Here is a 17,251-nt window from a genome sequence, read left to right as displayed (position 1 = left end):
CGCCGCGGGCCACAATGGGGGGCGTGACTGACTCCGGACTCGCTTCCCTGCCCGCTTCCGACCGGACCGACATCGCCGCGCGCCTGCGGGACGCGCTGCTGGCCGCCTCCTTCACCGCCGACGGGCTGCTCGACCTGCTGGGCGCCCCCGCGTACGCGGCGCTGGCCCGCAGCGAGACCGTGCCCGCCCTGCGGGCGACCCGCGGCGACACGCCGCTGGAGACGCTCGTGCGGCTGTTCCTGCTCCAGCAACCGGTGCCGCACGCGCGCGTGGCGGCCGTTCTGCCCCTCCAGGAGGCGCTGGAGGGCGGGTGGCTCACGCGCGTGGGCGGCGACGAGGTGGCCGCCACCGTGGACGTGCGGCCCTACGGCGGCCCCGGCGGCGAGGACTGGTTCATCGTCTCCGACCTGGGCTGCGCGGTGGGCGGCGCCGGTGGCATCGGGCAGCACGACGAGGGCGTCGTCCTGGGCGTCGGCGGTGCCTCCACGACCCTCGCCGGCATCACCGTGCGCACGCCGGTCGCCTCCGCACTGGACCTCGGCACCGGTTCCGGCATCCAGGCGCTGCACGCCACGCAGCACGCCACGCGCGTGACGGCGACCGACCTCAACCCGCGCGCGCTGCACATCACCGCGCTCACCCTCGCGCTCTCCGGCGCGCCCGCCGCCGACCTGCGCGAGGGTTCGCTCTTCGAGCCCGTCCGGGACGACGAGACCTTCGACCTCATCGTGTCCAACCCGCCGTTCGTCATCTCTCCCGGTGCCCGGCTGACGTACCGGGACGGCGGCATGGGCGGGGACGATCTGTGCCGCTCGCTCGTTCAGCGGGCAGGGGAACGGCTGAACGAGGGCGGGTTCGCGCAGTTCCTCGCCAACTGGCAGCACGTGGCAGGGGAGGACTGGCAGGACAGACTCAGGTCATGGGTGCCGCGCGGGTGCGATGCCTGGATCGTGCAGCGCGAGGTGCAGGACGTCACGCAGTACGCCGAGCTGTGGCTGAGGGACGCCGGTGACCATCGCGGGGATCCGGCGGAGTACCAGGGGCGTTACGACGCCTGGCTCGACGAGTTCGAGGCGCGCAAGGTCAAGGCGGTCGGCTTCGGCTGGATCACCCTGCGCAGGACGGGGTCCGCCGAGCCCGTCGTCACCGTGGAGGAGTGGCCGCACCCGGTCGAGCAGCCTCTCGGGGACACGATCCGGGCACACTTCGAGCGCCTCGACTACCTCCGGGAGCACGACGACGCGGCGCTGCTGGAAAACCACTTCAGGCTCGCCGCCGAAGTGGTCCAGGAGCAGGTCGGGCTGCCCGGCGCCGAGGACCCTGAGCACGTGGTGCTGCGCCAGCACCGGGGCATGCGCCGGGCCACGAAGGTGGACACGGTCGGCGCCGGGTTCGCGGGCGTGTGCGACGGCACGCTGAGCGCCGGGCGCATCCTGGACGCCATCGCCCAACTCATGAACGAGGACCCGGTGTTGCTCCGCGACCGCACCCCCGCGCAGATCCGCCTGCTGGTGGAGCAGGGCTTCCTGGATCCGGCGCGGTGAGGCGGGGGTACGGCGGCTGGTTCGCCTGAGGTACGCCGGGTGCCCGTGCGGTCGTAGCCGATCCGGGATGCCGGGGTGGCCGCGCCTGGATCATCGTCGTACGCCGGCGGCACGGGGCCGGCGCGGACCGGGGGGCCAGGCCGTGACGCGCCGTGCCGGGAAAACGGCCGGAAAAGTACGGACCGCTGTTCGCGCCGACGGTGCTCGATCGCATGTTCGGCATCACGTCGACCCTCCGTTCACCCTGATGTCGCCCGCTCGTCTTCCGTGCGTGCCAGTCTCCCGGCGCTGGGCGGAGCCGGACGGCACGGAAGGGGTGGGCGGGCGATGGAGAGCGTTCCGGCGATCTTCGCGGGAATGGTGTTCGCCCTGTTCGGAGGTGCCCTGCTGACCTGGACCGGCACCCGCCTCCGGCGCCGCGAGCCGGTGGCCCGCAGTGTGAACCCGGTCGCATCGGCCGCCCTCGCGAGCGTGGCCGGGGCGGTCGCGCTGATCCTCGGTGTGTACTGCCTGACCCGCCTCTGACGTCGGCGGGCGTGCCGCGGCGGGAGTGCCGCGAGAGTAAGGGGAGCGTCACGCTCCGGACAGGCCTGATGTGGGTACCCGGTAGTCCGGGCGGCAGGAATGGCGGTAGTCGGGTTACCGTTCGAGTGGCCGTTGTGGGCTTTTCCCGTTTGACACGGGGGCGGGATGTACCGTCACACTCCGCAGCGTCACACCTGCCAGCAGTACGCCGCGCCCCTGGGGACGAAACCCCGGGGAGGCCCCAGCGTCGACCGGAGAGAAGAGCGAAGTTGTCCCCGACCAGCGAGACCGCACAGGGCGGCCGCCGACTCGTCATCGTCGAGTCGCCTGCCAAGGCGAAGACGATCAAGGGCTACCTCGGCCCCGGCTACGTCGTCGAAGCGAGCGTCGGGCACATCCGCGACCTCCCCAACGGCGCCGCCGAGGTGCCCGAGAAGTACACCGGCGAGGTGCGCCGCCTCGGTGTGGACGTCGACCATGACTTCCAGCCGATCTATGTGATCAACGCCGACAAGAGAGCGCAGGTCAAGAAGCTCAAGGACCTGCTGAAGGACTCCGACGAGCTGTTCCTCGCCACCGATGAGGACCGGGAGGGCGAGGCGATCGCCTGGCACCTCCAGGAGGTCCTCAAGCCGAAGATCCCGGTCAAGCGGATGGTGTTCCACGAGATCACCAAGGACGCGATCCGCGAGGCCGTCGCCAACCCGCGCCAGCTCAACCAGAAGCTGGTCGACGCCCAGGAGACCCGCCGCATCCTCGACCGCCTCTACGGCTACGAGGTCTCGCCGGTCCTCTGGAAGAAGGTCATGCCCCGGCTGTCGGCCGGCCGCGTCCAGTCCGTCGCGACCCGACTCGTCGTGGAGCGGGAACGCGAGCGCATCGCCTTTCGTTCTGCCGAGTACTGGGACCTGACGGGCACCTTCGCGACCGGCCGCGCGGGAGACCTGTCGGACCCGTCGTCGCTGGTCGCCCGCCTGCAGACCGTCGACGGCAGGCGGGTCGCGCAGGGCCGCGACTTCGACTCCCTGGGACAACTGAAGAGCGCGAACACCCTCCACCTCGACGAGGCGACCGCCCGCGCCCTCGCCGCCGCGCTGGAGAACACCCGCTTCTCCGTGCGCTCCGTCGAGTCCAAGCCGTACCGCCGCTCGCCGTACGCCCCGTTCCGTACGACGACGCTGCAGCAGGAGGCCAGCCGCAAGCTCGGCTTCGGCGCGAAGGCCACGATGCAGATCGCGCAGAAGCTGTACGAGAACGGCTACATCACGTACATGCGTACGGACTCCACGACGCTGAGCGACACGGCGATCGCGGCGGCCCGCGCGCAGGTCACGCAGCTCTACGGCGCCGACTACCTGCCCCCCCAGCCGCGTACGTACGCCGGCAAGGTCAAGAACGCGCAGGAGGCCCACGAAGCGATCCGCCCCTCGGGTGATCGTTTCCGCACTCCCGCCGAGACCGGCCTGACCGGCGACCAGTTCAAGCTCTACGAGCTGATCTGGAAGCGGACCGTCGCCTCTCAGATGAAGGACGCGACCGGCAACAGCGTGACCGTGAAGATCGGCGGCACCGCCGCCGACGGCCGGGACGTCGAGTTCAGCGCCTCCGGCAAGACGATCACCTTCCACGGCTTCCTGAAGGCCTACGTCGAGGGCGCCGACGACCCGAACGCCGAGCTGGACGACCGCGAGCGCCGGCTGCCGCAGGTCGCCGAGGGCGACGCGCTGTCCGCCGAGGAGATCACGGTCGACGGCCACGCCACCAAGCCTCCCGCCCGCTACACCGAGGCCTCCCTGGTCAAGGAGCTGGAAGAGCGCGAGATCGGCCGCCCGTCGACGTACGCGTCGATCATCGGCACGATCCTGGACCGCGGCTATGTCTTCAAGAAGGGCACGGCCCTGGTGCCGTCCTTCCTGTCCTTCGCCGTGGTCAACCTCCTGGAGAAGCACTTCGGGCGGCTCGTCGACTACGACTTCACCGCCAAGATGGAGGATGACCTCGACCGCATCGCGGCCGGTGAGGCCAAGGCCGTGCCGTGGCTGAAGCGCTTCTACTTCGGCGAGGGGACGGGCCACGGCGGAGCGGCCGAGGCGGGCAACGGCGACGGCGACCACCTCGGTGGCCTCAAGGAGCTGGTGACCGACCTGGGTGCGATCGACGCGCGCGAGGTGTCCTCGTTCCCGGTGGGCAACGACATCGTGCTCCGCGTCGGCCGCTACGGCCCGTACATCGAGCGCGGCGAGAAGGACACCGAGGAGCACCAGCGCGCCGACATCCCGGACGACCTGGCACCGGACGAGCTGTCCGTCGAGCTGGCCGAGGAACTGCTCGCCAAGCCGAGCGGCGACTTCGAGCTGGGCACGGACCCGGCCACCGGCCACACGATCGTCGCCAAGGACGGCCGCTACGGCCCGTACGTCACCGAGATCCTCCCCGAGGGCACCCCGAAGACCGGCAAGAACGCGGTCAAGCCGCGCACGGCCTCGCTCTTCAAGTCGATGGCGCTCGACACGGTGACGCTCGACGACGCACTGAAGCTGATGTCGCTGCCGCGCATCGTGGGCACCGACGCCGACGGCCAGGAGATCACCGCGCAGAACGGCCGCTACGGCCCGTACCTGAAGAAGGGCACGGACTCGCGTTCGCTGCAGTCCGAGGACCAGCTCTTCACGATCACGCTGGAGGAGGCGCAGGCGATCTACGCGCAGCCCAAGCAGCGCGGCCGGGCCGCCGCCAAGCCGCCGCTGAAGGAGCTGGGCGAGGACCCGGTCTCCGGCAAGCCGGTCGTGGTCAAGGACGGCCGCTTCGGTCCGTACGTCACCGACGGCGAGACCAACGCGACCCTGCGCTCCGGTGACAGCGTCGAGACGATCACCCCGGAGCGCGGCTTCGAGCTGCTCGCCGAGAAGCGCGCGAAGGCCCCCGCCAAGAAGACCGCGAAGAAGGCCGTGGCCAAGAAGACGGCCCCGGCGAAGAAGACCGCCGCCAAGAAGACGGCGGTGAAGAAGACGACCGCGGCCGCGAAGAAGACCACGGCGAAGAAGACCACCGCCAAGAAGGCGACGGCTTCCAAGGCGACGGCTTCCGGCTCGGAGGACTGACTCCCCCGATCAGTGGACCGGCGCCACCGGTCAGTGGACTGACGCGGAGGACCGCCACGGGGGAGACAGTCGCCGCAATCGGCCGCCTTTCCGGCTTCGCTCAGCGAACGCCCTGGCATCACTTTGGTGTCGGGGCGTGCGCATGCCAGGAGAGGCGACGTGTGCTGTCGGCGGCTGCCGATAGGCTGAACACATGACGCGAGCCGAGCAGCCAACGGCCCCCACCACAGCCCCGGACGACGAGCTGGTCGCGGACTCCCGCGAGCGCGCCGTCCGCTCCTTGCTGCGCCGACCGCAGCTGCGGCGCCTGTGGAGCGCGCAGCTGGTGAGCGGTGTCGGCGACACCCTGGCACTCCTCGTCCTGGTGGCCCTCGCCCTCCAGGCGGCGATCGTCCAGGGCTCCTTCGGGGGCGGATACCGGGGTGTGGCGTTCGCAGTGGCGACGGTCTTCGCGGCACGTGTCCTCGCCGCGCTGCTGTTCGGCGCGGTCCTCCTCGGCCCGCTGACCACGCTCACCGCCCAGGAGGGCCCGCTCGACCGCCGCTGGACCATGGTCGGCGCCGACGGCGTGCGCGCCGCCCTGCTGATCATCGCGCCGCTGTGGATCGACTGGACCCCGGACGACGCACTGGCCGTCCTGCTGGTCACCGCCTTCGTCACCGGCGTCGCCGAGCGCCTGTGGACGGTGTGCCGGGAGAGCGCGGCCCCGGCCCTGCTGCCCGGCCCGCCCCCGGAGGGCGCGACCGTACGGCCGCTGCCGGACCACATGGACGCCCTGCGCCGCCTCTCGCTGCGCACGAGCTTCGTCGCCGTGCCGCTGGCCGCCGCGACCCTGGTCGTCGCCAGCCTGATCAACAACCTGCTGGGCGTCGGCGTGGCCTGGTTCGACCAGCACCACGCGGCCCTCGGGTCGTATGTGGCGGCCGGTCTGTTCGCCGCCTCCCTGTCCGTGCTGACCTCGCTGGAGCTGCCCGACGTGCGCACCCCGCGCGCGCGGTCCCCGCTGGAGGGCCTGCGCCGCCCGCGCACCGGCACCGGTGTCGACAAGGGCCGTACGGGCGCGATCCCGCTGCTCGTCCCGGCCTGCGCGGCGGTCGCCGGAGCCATCGCCGCCGCCGTCTCGGCGTGCGTGCTGCACGCCACCGACCTGGGCGGCGGCCCGGTCCTGTACGGCCTGCTGGTCCTCGGCCTGACCGGCGGTGTCGCCGCCGGGATCCGTACGGCCCCCGCGCTGCTGCCGTCGCTCTCGCGCCGCCGGCTGCTCGCCCTCGCGATCGCCCTCACCGGCATCGCCCTGCTGGCCGCCGGGCTGGTCCCGGACGTCACCACGGTGCTGCTCATCGTCACGCTGGCCGGCGTCAGCGCGGGCGTGGCCGCGAACACCGGGCACGCCCTGCTCGACCAGGAGACCGAGGACTACCGCCGTGCGCGGGTCACCGAGCACCTGCACGCGGTCGTCCGGGTCTTCATAGCGCTCGGCGCGCTGATCGCCCCCGTGGTCGCCGGGCTCATCGGCCGGCACCGGATGGAGAACGGCAGGTTCGTCTTCGCCCACGGCGGCGCCTCCTTCACGCTGATGCTGGTAGGCGCGCTGCTGCTGCCGGTGGCGGCGCTGGTGCTCGCCAAGGTCGACGACCGCTCCGGCATCCCGCTGCGCCAGGACCTCAAGGACGCGCTGCTCGGCGGCGACGACCCGGTCGAGGCACCGGCGACGACGGGCTTCTTCGTCGCCCTGGAGGGCGGCGACGGCGCCGGGAAGTCCACCCAGGCCGAGGCCCTCGCCGAGTGGATCCGCGCCAAGGGCCACGAGGTCGTGCTCACCCGCGAGCCGGGTGCCACCCCGGTCGGCAAGCGGCTGCGCTCGATCCTGCTGGACGTGTCCTCGGCAGGCCTGTCGCACCGCGCGGAGGCGCTGCTGTACGCCGCCGACCGGGCCGAGCACGTCGACACCGTCGTACGGCCCGCCCTGGAGCGCGGCGCCGTGGTCATCTCCGACCGGTACATCGACTCGTCCGTCGCCTACCAGGGCGCCGGCCGCGATCTGTCCCCGACCGAGATCGCCCGCATCAATCGCTGGGCGACCAACGGCCTCGTCCCGCACCTGACCGTTCTGCTGGACGTCTCCCCGGAGACCGCCCGTGAGCGGTTCACCGAGGCGCCGGACCGGCTGGAGTCGGAGCCTGCGGAGTTCCACGCGCGCGTGCGGGCCGGTTTCCTCACACTGGCCGCCTCCGACCCCGGCCGCTATCTGGTGGTGGACGCCGGACAGGATCCCGAGGCCGTCACCACCGTGATCCGGCACCGGCTCGACACCGTGCTGCCGCTGTCCGAGGCCGAGATCAAGGCCCAGGAGGAGGCGCGGAAGAAGGCCGAGGAGGAGGCCCGCCGCAAGGCCGAGGAAGAGGCCGCGCGCAAGGCTGAGGAGGAGCGCCTGGAGCGCGAGCGCCAGGAGGAGCTGGCCCGGCTCCGCGCCGAGGAGGAGGAGCGCAAGCGCCGCGAGCTGGAGGAGGCGCAGCGCCGCGAGGCCGAACGGCAGGCGGAGGAGGCCCGGCAGCGTGCCGCGGAGGCCGCCCGCCGCGCGGAGGAGGAGCGGCAGCGGCTGCTCGCCGAGGAGAAGGCCCGCGCCGAGGAGGAGGCCCGCCGCAGGGCCGAGGAGGATCGGCGCCGCAAGCAGGCCGAGGAAGAGGCCCGGCTGCGCGCCGAGGAAGAGGCCCGGCAGGCGCGGCTGCGTGCCGAGGAGGAGGCGCGGCGCCTGGAGAAGCAGCGCAAGGCCGAGGAGGCGCTGCTGCGGGCCGAGGAGGCGCGCCGGCAGGCGGCTGAGGCAGCGGCGGCGGCCGACACCGCGGCCCGCAGGCCCAGCGCCCCCCTGCCGTCCGCGCCGGGCGTCGTGCCGGACGCGGCGACGGTTCCCACGCCGGTGGTGTCGCCGCACGCGCGCGGCGCCGAGGAGACGGTCCCGACGCCGGTGGTCTCGCCGGGGACCGACGAGACGACGGTGCTGCGCCCGGTGCGTGAGGAGCGGGGCGGCTCCGCGGAGGAAGCCCAGGATGCCCAGAGGGCCCGGGACGCCAAGGACTCTCAGGGTGCCCAGGGTGCCCAGGTCGGCAATGCCTCCGACGGCTCCCACGCGGACTCCGAGGTGACCGCCGAGCTGCCGCAGCCACCGGTGGCTTCCGGCCTTACCGACGAGACGGCCGTCCTTCCGCCAGTGTCCGCCGCCCCCGCCGAGGAGACCGCCGTGCTGCCGCCGGTGGTTCCGGGTGCGGCCGACGAGACGGCCGTGCTGCCGTCGGTACGGGGTGACGCCCCGGCGGACCGGGTGCCACCCGGCTTCTTCCGGGACGAGCGGCCCGCCGCGGGCCCCGACGGCTCCGAGGACCGCACGCGCGAGATGCCCCAGATCGACCCCGACGGCACGCCGCGCCGCCGGCCGCGTCCCGAGTGGGCCGAGGAGACCCCGCTGGACGACCTGCCGACGCTGGCGGACGAACTGCTGGGTTCGTACGACAAGCGCGAGTACGGCGACCAGGGCGAGGAGCGGGGTCGCGGGGGCCGCGGCCGCCGAGGCTGACGGCCGGTCCCGCCGGGTACGGCGAGCAGCGGGCGGCGTGGGTCGGAACACCGACCGGCGCCGCCTTCGCCTTTCCCGCCGGCGGCGACGAGCGCGCGGGCCGGACGACGAGCGCGCGGACGGTGTTGTCAGTGGCCGCCCGCACAATGGATGGAAGGAACGCGGAGTGTGACGGAAGGGCGGCGTGACCCATGACCGTATGGGACGACCTCGTCGGGCAGGAGAAGGTGAGCGCGGTGCTCGACGCCGCCGCGCGGGACGCCGACGCCCTCGTCACGGCCGCCGCCGCCGACGAGCCGCCGCCCGAGGCGTCGAAGATGACGCACGCCTGGCTGTTCACGGGCCCGCCCGGCGCCGGCCGGAACCAGGCGGCCAGAGCCTTCGCCGCGGCCCTGCAGTGCGTGAGCCCCGACAGAGCCCTCGGCGGAGCCCCCGGCTGCGGCTTCTGTGACGGCTGCCACACCGCGCTGCTCGGCACCCACGCGGACGTCACCACGGTGGCCGCCGTGGGCTCCGAGATCCTCGTGAAGGACATGCGGGACACGGTCCGCAAGTCGTTCACCGCCCCGGCGAACGGCCGCTGGCAGATCATCCTCGTCGAGGACGCCGAGCGGCTGAACGAGAAGTCGGCCAACGCCGTCCTCAAGGCCGTCGAGGAGCCTGCCCCGCGCACCGTCTGGCTGCTGTGCGCCCCCTCCATCGAGGACGTCCTGCCGACGATCCGCTCCCGCTGCCGCCACCTGAACCTGCGCACGCCGTCCGTGGACGCGATCGCCGACATGCTCGTACGGCGCGACGGCATCGAGCCGGAGGTCGCCGTGGCCGCCGCCCGCGCCACCCAGGGGCACGTCGACCGGGCCCGGCGCCTGGCCACGGACCCGGCGGCCCGCGAGCGCCGCGCCTCCGTGCTCAGGCTGCCGCTGCGGCTGGACGAGGTCGGCGCCTGCCTGAAGGCAGCCCAGGAACTGGTCGACGCGGCCGCCGAGGACGCCAAGCAGCTCGCCGAGGAGATGGACGGCAAGGAGACCGAGGAGCTGAAGGCGGCGCTGGGTGCGACCCAGGGCGGCCGGCTGCCGCGCGGCACGGCGGGCGTGATCAAGGACCTGGAGGACATGCAGAAGCGCCGCAGAACCCGTACGCAGCGCGACAGCCTCGACATCGCCCTCGGCGACCTCACCGCCTTCTACCGCGACGTCCTCGCCCTCCAGCTCGGCTCCCGGGTGGCAATCGCCAACGCCGACGCCGAGGAGGCCCTGGAGCGGCTCGCGCGCGGCAGCACCCCGGAATCCACGCTCCGCCGCATCGAGGCGATCGCCGCCTGCCGCGAGGCCCTCGACGGCAATGTGGCCCCGCTGCTGGCGGTGGAGGCGATGACGATGGCGTTGCGAGCGGGCTGACGGCGACGGGGTTGCCGCCGGGCCGACGAGGACGGGGTTGCCGGTGGGCCGCCACCCCGGGGATGACGACGGCGGCTGCCCGCCGGGCCGGGTGCGTGTGTGACCCCATGGTCCGGCCAGCCCGACTGCCGCCCCGGCTGTCCCTTTCACCGGTCCGCCGCCGGTCCGCCGCCGATCCGTCGCCAGTCCTCCGCCGCTCCACCTCCGCACAGCCGCCGCTCCACCTGGCTGCCCCCCTCAGCCGTCCTCCCGGCGGCCACCCCTCGGAGGCAGGTATGTCCCCCGTACGAGCCATAATCCGCACGCACCGCACTCAAGGCGTCGCACAGCGTTACGCTCGCCTGATGTACACCAGGCCATCCCCCCGCCGGACCCGGCGCACCCGCACCCGGACGACGGCCCGCCTCACCGCCACCCTGTTCACGGCCGCCGCCCTGCTCGTGTCCGCCTGCTCCTCCTCCGGGAGTTCGACCACGTCCGCCCACGGTGAGGCGGACGCGGCGCTGGCCGCGCTGCCGCGCGCGACGCCGTCCGCGCTGTCGTCGTACTACACCCAGCAGCTGCACTGGCGCAGCTGCGGCGTCCCCGGTTTCCAGTGCGCGACCATGAAGGCCCCACTGGACTACGCCAAGCCCGGCTCGGGCGACATCCAGCTCGCTGTCGCCCGGAAGAAGGCCACCGGCAAGGGCAAGCCGCTCGGTTCGCTGCTGGTCAACCCGGGCGGTCCCGGCGGTTCGGCGGTCGGCTACCTCCAGAGCTACGCGGGCATCAGCTACCCGGCCGACGTCCGCGCCCGCTACGACATGGTCGCGGTGGACCCTCGGGGCGTCGCCCGCAGCGAGCCCGTCCAATGCCTCGACGGCCGCCAGATGGACGCGTACACACAGACCGACCTGACGCCCGACGACCAGCAGGAGCGGAGCGCGCTGGTCACGGCGGACAAGAAGTTCGCGGAGAGCTGCGAGGCGCACTCGGCGCGGCTGCTGCGGCACGTCTCCACCGTGGAGGCGGCGCGGGACATGGACATCCTGCGGGCGGCGCTGGGTGATCAGAAACTGAACTACGTGGGAGCGTCGTACGGCACGTTCCTGGGGGCCACGTACGCCGGGCTGTTCCCCGGACGGGTCGGCCGGATGGTGCTGGACGGCGCGATGGACCCCTCCCAGGACGCCCGGAAGATGACCCTGGAGCAGACGGCCGGCTTCGAGACGGCGTTCCAGGCGTTCGCGAAGGACTGCGTGCAGCACTCCGACTGCCCGCTCGGCGACAAGGACACGACGCCGGCGCAGGTCGGCGATCACCTCAAGGCGTTCTACCGGAAGCTGGACCAGCACCCCATCCCGGCGGGCGACGCGGACGGCCGCAAGCTCGGTGAGGCGCTGGCCACGACCGGGGTGATCGCGGCGATGTACGACCAGGCGGAGTGGGAGCAGCTGCGCGAGGCGCTGACCTCGGCGATGAAGGAGAACGACGGCGCGGGCCTGCTCGCGCTCTCCGACAGCTACTACGAACGTGACGCCGGCGGCCACTACAGCAACCTCATGATGGCCAACGCCGCCGTGAACTGCCTGGACCTGCCGCCGGCCTTCACCGGCCCCGACCAGGTGGAGAAGGCGCTGCCCGCCTTCGAGAAGGCCTCCCCGGTCTTCGGCGACGGCCTGGCCTGGTCCTCACTGAACTGCGCGTACTGGCCGGTGAAGGCCGTGGGCGAGCCGCACCGCATCGAGGCGAAGGGCGCCGCGCCGATCGTGGTGGTCGGCACCACCCGCGACCCGGCGACGCCCTACCGGTGGGCGCAGTCCCTGGCCCGCCAGCTCTCCTCGGCCCGCCTCCTGACATACGTCGGCGACGGCCACACCGCCTACGGCCGGGGCAGCTCCTGCATCGACTCGACGATCAACACCTACCTGCTCCACGGCACCCCGTCGGGCACAGGAAAGCGCTGCTCATAGCCCCTGTCACCGGCCCCGGAGCCCCCTGCTCCGGGGCCGGTACGAAGCACCCTCGGAAACTGTGTAGACTTACCGACGTTGCCGATCGCACCATAGTGCGGGCAGCGCGCCGCTTTAGCTCAGATGGCCAGAGCAACGCACTCGTAATGCGTAGGTCTCGGGTTCGAATCCCGAAAGCGGCTCCACTGAGACCCCGGGTCGGACACCGTCTGGCCCGGGGTTCTTCGTACCCGGAGGCTGATGGGTCGGCCGGCGCCGTCCCTCCGCTGCTGTTCCCGCCCGCGAGGGAACGTGCGGACAAAACCGGAGCAAAAGGGCTGCAAAGTGAATCCGGCTCGGGTGAACCCACGGACCTGAGGCAACATCTTGGTGAACGGCGGGCACCGCGCGGTCGGGGCGTGGTGCCGCCGTCGGCTGGATGGGGTGAGGGACGTGGCGGAGCCGAGGATCGCCGTCGCCGTGGTGACCATGGGCAACCGGCCCGCTGAGGTCGACGCCCTGCTGGAGTCCGTGGCCAAGCAGGATCTCGCCCCTGCCCGCACCGTGATCGTCGGCAATGGCTGCCGGCTGCCCGAGTTCGCCCGCCGGCTCTCCCTGCCCGGCGAGGTCACCACCATCGACGTGGAGGAGAACCTCGGCTGCCCCGGCGGCCGGAATGTCGCCCTCGCCCGACTGCGGGAGTACGGCGACGTCGACGTCGTCGTGGAACTGGACGACGACGGCCTGCTCGTCGACCCCGATGTGCTGCGCCGCGTGCGGGACCTGTACGCCGCCGATCCGCATCTCGGCATCGTCGGCTTCCGCATCGCCGACGAGCACGGCGAGACCCAGCAGCGGCATGTGCCGAGGGTCGGCAAGTCCGACCCGATGCGCGGCGGCTATGTCACCGGCTTCCTCGGCGGCGGACACGCCCTGCGCATGGCGATGCTGGCCGAGACCGGGGACTGGCCCGCCGAGTTCTTCTTCGCGCACGAGGAGACCGACCTCGCCTGGCGCGCCGCCGACGCCGGCTGGAAGATCCTCTACGCCCCCGAACTGCTGCTCCAGCACCCCAAGACCTCACCGGCCCGGCACGCCATCTACTACCGAGTCAACGCCCGCAACCGCGTCTGGCTCGTCCGGCGCCGGCTGCCGTTGCCGCTGATCCCCGTGCACCTCGGGGTATGGACGCTGCTCACCCTCGCCCGCACTCGCTCGTCGGCGGGGCTGAAGGCATGGTTCGGCGGGTTCGTGGAAGGGCTGCGGGAACCGGCGGGCGAGCGTCGGCCCATGCGCTGGCGGACGGTGTGGCGGCTCACCCGCCTCGGGCGTCCGCCGGTGATCTGAGGCGACGGGGCCACGCCCGGCGGGTCTGTGGCCGATGGGGCCTTGGGCCGACGGGTCTGTGGTCGATGGACCTGTGGTCGATGGGCCTTGGGGCGACAGGTCTTGGGCCGACAGGTCCTGGGCCGACAGGCCTTGGGGTGACAGCGGCGCGGCACGGGCGCGGAGAAGGTGACGGGACGGGGCCCCGGGCGTTCACCTCCGCCGACCGGGGCCCCTTTGTGTCCCCGGATCCAGCCTGCGGCGACACTCCCCCGAGTTACGCGACTTACGCGCGCACCGTACGGCCAGATCCGATGGAAATGATCACATCAGGATGCGCCAACGGATCGCTAACATGTGGCCAACGGTTCGTCGGCACGTCGCGGATCCGTTGGCCGGAACTCGCCGACGGTTTCCGGAACAGGCCGCCGGACAGGCCGATCAGGGGCCGGGTCGGCCGGCAGAAGGTGGCGGGAAACCGTTGTGGACAGGGTGGATTTCCGCCAGGGAACGTCGGGCGCAGGCTCGGCGCGGAGCACGGTCGGTCCCGACCGCGCGGGAAGGCAGTGGTACGGCGTGATGCGGCGGTGCGAGCTGCGGTTCGGACTGCTGGGGCCGCCCGTCCTGTATGACCGACCGTTGTTCGGGATCTCGTGCGAGACCTCCGATGCCCATCCCGGCGAAACCGACGGTCCTGGTGAAACCGCCGGTCCCGGTGAAACCGCCTTGCGTGAACCCGCCGCCGATGGCACCGGCACCCCCGACAACGGCCTCCGCGCCATCGGCAGCCCCAAGGTGCGCGCGCTGCTGGCCGCGCTGCTGCTGGAGCCGGGCCGGGTCGTGTCGGTGGAGTCGCTGAAGGACGCCCTGTGGGGCGGAGCGCCGCCCGTCTCCGCGCAGGCGTCCCTGCACAATCACGTCACCCGGCTGCGTCGGCTCCTGGACGACCCCGACCGGCTCAGGGCCGTACCGCCGGGGTACGTGCTGCGCGTCGACCACGGCGAGTTGGACGTGCACGTCTTCGACGCCCGGGTCGCCGAGGCGCGTGCCGCGCACGCCCGGCGGGACTGGTCGGGGATCGTACGGGCCTGCACCGCCGGGCTGGCGCTCTGGCGCGGCACCCCGCTCAGCGGGCTCCCGGCCGACCTCGGCGGCTATGCCCTGGTGCAGCGCCTGGAGGAGGCCCGGCTGCTCCTGCTGGAATGGCGCTACGACGCCGAACTCGCCGTGGGCGGCGCACGGCTGGCCGGGATCGTCCCGGAGCTGGCGGCACTGGTCGCCGAGTATCCGCTGCGCGAGGCGTACCACCGTCAGCTCATGCTCGCCCTGCACCGCACCGGCCGCCAGGCCGAGGCACTCGCCGTCCACCGCGATCTGCGCGCCCGGCTGGTCGAGGAACTCGGCATCGAACCCGGTCCGGCGGTACGCGAGGCGCATGTCGAGGTGCTGCGGGGGAGTGACGAGGACCAGCGGCGGGCGCGTGAGGAGCGCGCCGGCCACCGGCGGGGCGCGGACGGCAAGGTTCGTCGACATCCGCAGGACGCCGGGCACTTGGACGGCGCACCCGAGGAGGAAGCCGCGGCGGCCGTCCCGCAGGAGAGCGCCGGGCAGGGGCCGGGGCCGGATGCCCGGCAGACTCCGCGACCGGCACAACTCCCGGCGCCACCGGCCCATTTCACCGGCCGCGCCGACGTCCGTCGCGAGCTGCGGCAGGCACTCGCCGAGCCGCCCGCCCCGGCTCCGTCCATCGCCGTGATCAGTGGCATGGCGGGCGTCGGCAAGAGCGCGCTCGCCCTGCATGTCGGGCATGAGCTGCGGGATCGCTTCACCGATGGTCAGCTGTACGTCAACCTGCACGGCGCCACCCCCGGCATGACCCCGCTCACCTCCGCCCAGGCACTCGCCGCACTGCTCCGGGATCTGGGCGCCGAGCCCCGCAGCATCCCCGAACACCCGGACGCGGCAGCCGCGTTGCTCCGCTCGCTGCTCGCCCCGGCCCGCATCCTGCTGGTACTGGACGACGCGGCGAACGCGGCCCAGGTACGGCCTCTGCTGCCGGCCGGGCCCGGCTGCGCGGTGATCGTCACCAGCCGCTCGCCGCTGACCGCCCTCGACGGCGCCCGGCGCTTCCCGCTCGCGCCGCTGACCGGCGAGGACAGCGCGGCACTGCTGCGCGCGGTGAGCGGACGCGCGGGGCTGGACGCCGGGCATGCGCTGGTCGAGCTGACCGGCCGGCTTCCGCTGGCGCTGCGCGTCGTCGCCGCCCGGCTCGCCGCCCGCCGCGCCCTCACCCCCGATGTACTGGCCGGCCAGCTCGCCGAGACGGACGGCAGGCTGCGGCATCTGGAGTACGACGATCTGAGCGTCCGGCGCTCCCTGGCCGTCGCCCACGACGCGCTGGCCGCCGCCGAGCGCGAGGCGGACCGGGACGCGGCCCTCGCGCTGTGCCGTATCGGTGCGCTGGACCTGCCGACCTACGGCGCCCCGCTGATCGCCCGCCTCACCGGCACCGACGAGCGCCGCGCCGAGGCCGCCCTCGACCGCCTGGTCGACGTGGCCCTGCTGGAGGAGACGGCCTACGGCCGCTACGCCCCGCACGACCTGGTCCGCGACTTCGCCCGTGAACTGGCGGACACGGGAACGGACGCGGGCACGGGTGCAGGCGCAGACATGGACGCAGGGACGGGCATGGGAGGCACAGGCACGGGGGTGTCGCCGGGTGCGCCCGAGCTGACCGCACTGCGCTGGTACGCCGCCGTGGCCGAGTGGGTGCTGGAGGCGGTCGTCGAGCCAGGGCTCGATCAGGAGGACCGGCGCCGGGCGACCTCCGCGCAGCCGGCGGAGCATGCGCTGGACGTGGCCGAGCTGATGCCCTTCGAGTCCGCCGAGGAGGCTTTCGCCTGGGGCGAGGTGGAGCTGGAGAACGTCGTCGCCCTGGTGGCACGGAACGCGGACACCTCCGATCCGCTCCGGGCCGCCCATCTCTCGGTGCTCGCGCGGCTGCTCTTCCCCTATGTCCAGCGCGGCGGACGGGTCGCCGAGATGGAGGTGCTCGGGCGGGCCGCGCTCGGGGCGGCGCGGCGGCTCGGGGACGCGGCCGCCGAGGCGTACGCACTGGGTGACCTGGCCGGACTGCACTTCATGACCGGCCGGCAGAAGGACGCCCTCGCCCTCACCGACCAGTCCCTGGAGATCTGGGGGCGGCTCGGTGTCGTCTCCAGGATCCGGCGCTGTCTGAACAACCGCGGTCTGCTGCTGGAGGGCCTCGGGCGGTTCGAGGAGTCCGGGGAGGCGCTGCGGCAGAGCCTCGCCCACTCGCGGCAGTTGAGCGACCCTTATGGCGAGGCCGTCACCCACAGCCACCTCGGCAATCTCTACGAGCACACCGATCCGCGCGCCGCCATCGAGCAGCACCGGCACTCGCTGGCGATCGGGGACGCGATCGGCGCGGTCATTGTGCAGCACTCGGCGCACTGCAATATCGGCTACGCCCATCTCACCCTGGGCGAACCGGCCGCCGCCGCAGGGCACTTCGAGGAAAGCCTGCGCATCCTGGGCGGCCATGGCGACTGGCACGGCGAGTCCCAGACCCGGCTCGGCCTGGTCCGCGCCCTGCGGGAGCTGGGGGAGGCCGAGCGGGCGGGCCGCGAGTGCGCCGAGCTGCTCAGCCGGGCCGACGCCCGTGCCGACCGCTACATGGGCGGCCTCGCACGGCACCAGCACGGGCTGCTGCTGCGCGCGCAAGGGCGGCGGGCGGAGGCGTACGACGTCTGGCGCGCCGCGCTGACGGCCCTGGACGGCACGGACGAGCAGGAGGTCGTGACGGAGCTGCGGGAACTGCTCGCGCGGTGACCGA

At 73.0% G+C, this 17,251-nt stretch carries 8 protein-coding genes and 1 tRNA gene; all 9 read left to right on the top strand.

The genetic code is table 11. The features are described 5' to 3' along the window. Positions 1–14: 14 nt before the first annotated feature. The 9 genes from AB0L75_RS04185 to AB0L75_RS04145 all read left to right on the top strand — a co-directional run bounded on the left by AB0L75_RS04185 (position 15) and on the right by AB0L75_RS04145 (position 17,247). Positions 15–1,544 (top strand): class I SAM-dependent methyltransferase, encoded by a 1,530-nt coding sequence (locus tag AB0L75_RS04185; RefSeq protein ID WP_365175121.1) that lies wholly within the window; start codon positions 15–17, stop codon positions 1,542–1,544. 327 nt (positions 1,545–1,871) lie between these two features. Then, positions 1,872–2,069, top strand: coding sequence for a hypothetical protein (locus AB0L75_RS04180; protein ID WP_365175119.1), 198 nt, complete (start codon positions 1,872–1,874; stop codon positions 2,067–2,069). Between the two features lie 269 nt (positions 2,070–2,338). Next, positions 2,339–5,170, top strand: a complete 2,832-nt coding sequence (topA, locus tag AB0L75_RS04175; protein WP_365175117.1) for a type I DNA topoisomerase — start codon at positions 2,339–2,341, stop codon at positions 5,168–5,170. A gap of 193 nt (positions 5,171–5,363) precedes the next feature. Continuing rightward, the gene (gene tmk / locus AB0L75_RS04170; protein WP_365175115.1) at positions 5,364–8,741 is read left to right on the top strand and encodes a dTMP kinase; all 3,378 of its coding nucleotides are present in this window, start codon (positions 5,364–5,366) and stop codon (positions 8,739–8,741) included. A 191-nt stretch (positions 8,742–8,932) separates the two neighbouring features. Further along, complete coding sequence (locus tag AB0L75_RS04165; protein ID WP_365175113.1) at positions 8,933–10,138, top strand: DNA polymerase III subunit delta'; 1,206 nt, start codon at positions 8,933–8,935, stop codon at positions 10,136–10,138. A 344-nt stretch (positions 10,139–10,482) separates the two neighbouring features. After that, a complete protein-coding gene (locus AB0L75_RS04160; RefSeq protein ID WP_365175111.1) occupies positions 10,483–12,090 on the top strand; it encodes an alpha/beta hydrolase in 1,608 nt (535 codons plus the stop codon). 108 nt (positions 12,091–12,198) lie between these two features. Next, positions 12,199–12,275, top strand: a tRNA-Thr gene (locus AB0L75_RS04155). Between the two features lie 247 nt (positions 12,276–12,522). After that, entirely contained in the window at positions 12,523–13,416 is an 894-nt protein-coding gene (locus AB0L75_RS04150) for a glycosyltransferase (RefSeq protein WP_365175109.1), read from the top strand. 558 nt (positions 13,417–13,974) lie between these two features. After that, positions 13,975–17,247 (top strand): BTAD domain-containing putative transcriptional regulator, encoded by a 3,273-nt coding sequence (locus tag AB0L75_RS04145; RefSeq protein ID WP_365175107.1) that lies wholly within the window; start codon positions 13,975–13,977, stop codon positions 17,245–17,247. Positions 17,248–17,251 lie beyond the last annotated feature (4 nt).

Source organism: Streptomyces sp. NPDC052101, assembly GCF_040680235.1.
GTDB lineage: Bacteria > Actinomycetota > Actinomycetes > Streptomycetales > Streptomycetaceae > Streptomyces.
The sequence above is the reverse complement of the archived record's forward strand: the minus strand, read 5'-3'. Positions and strand labels throughout refer to the sequence as shown.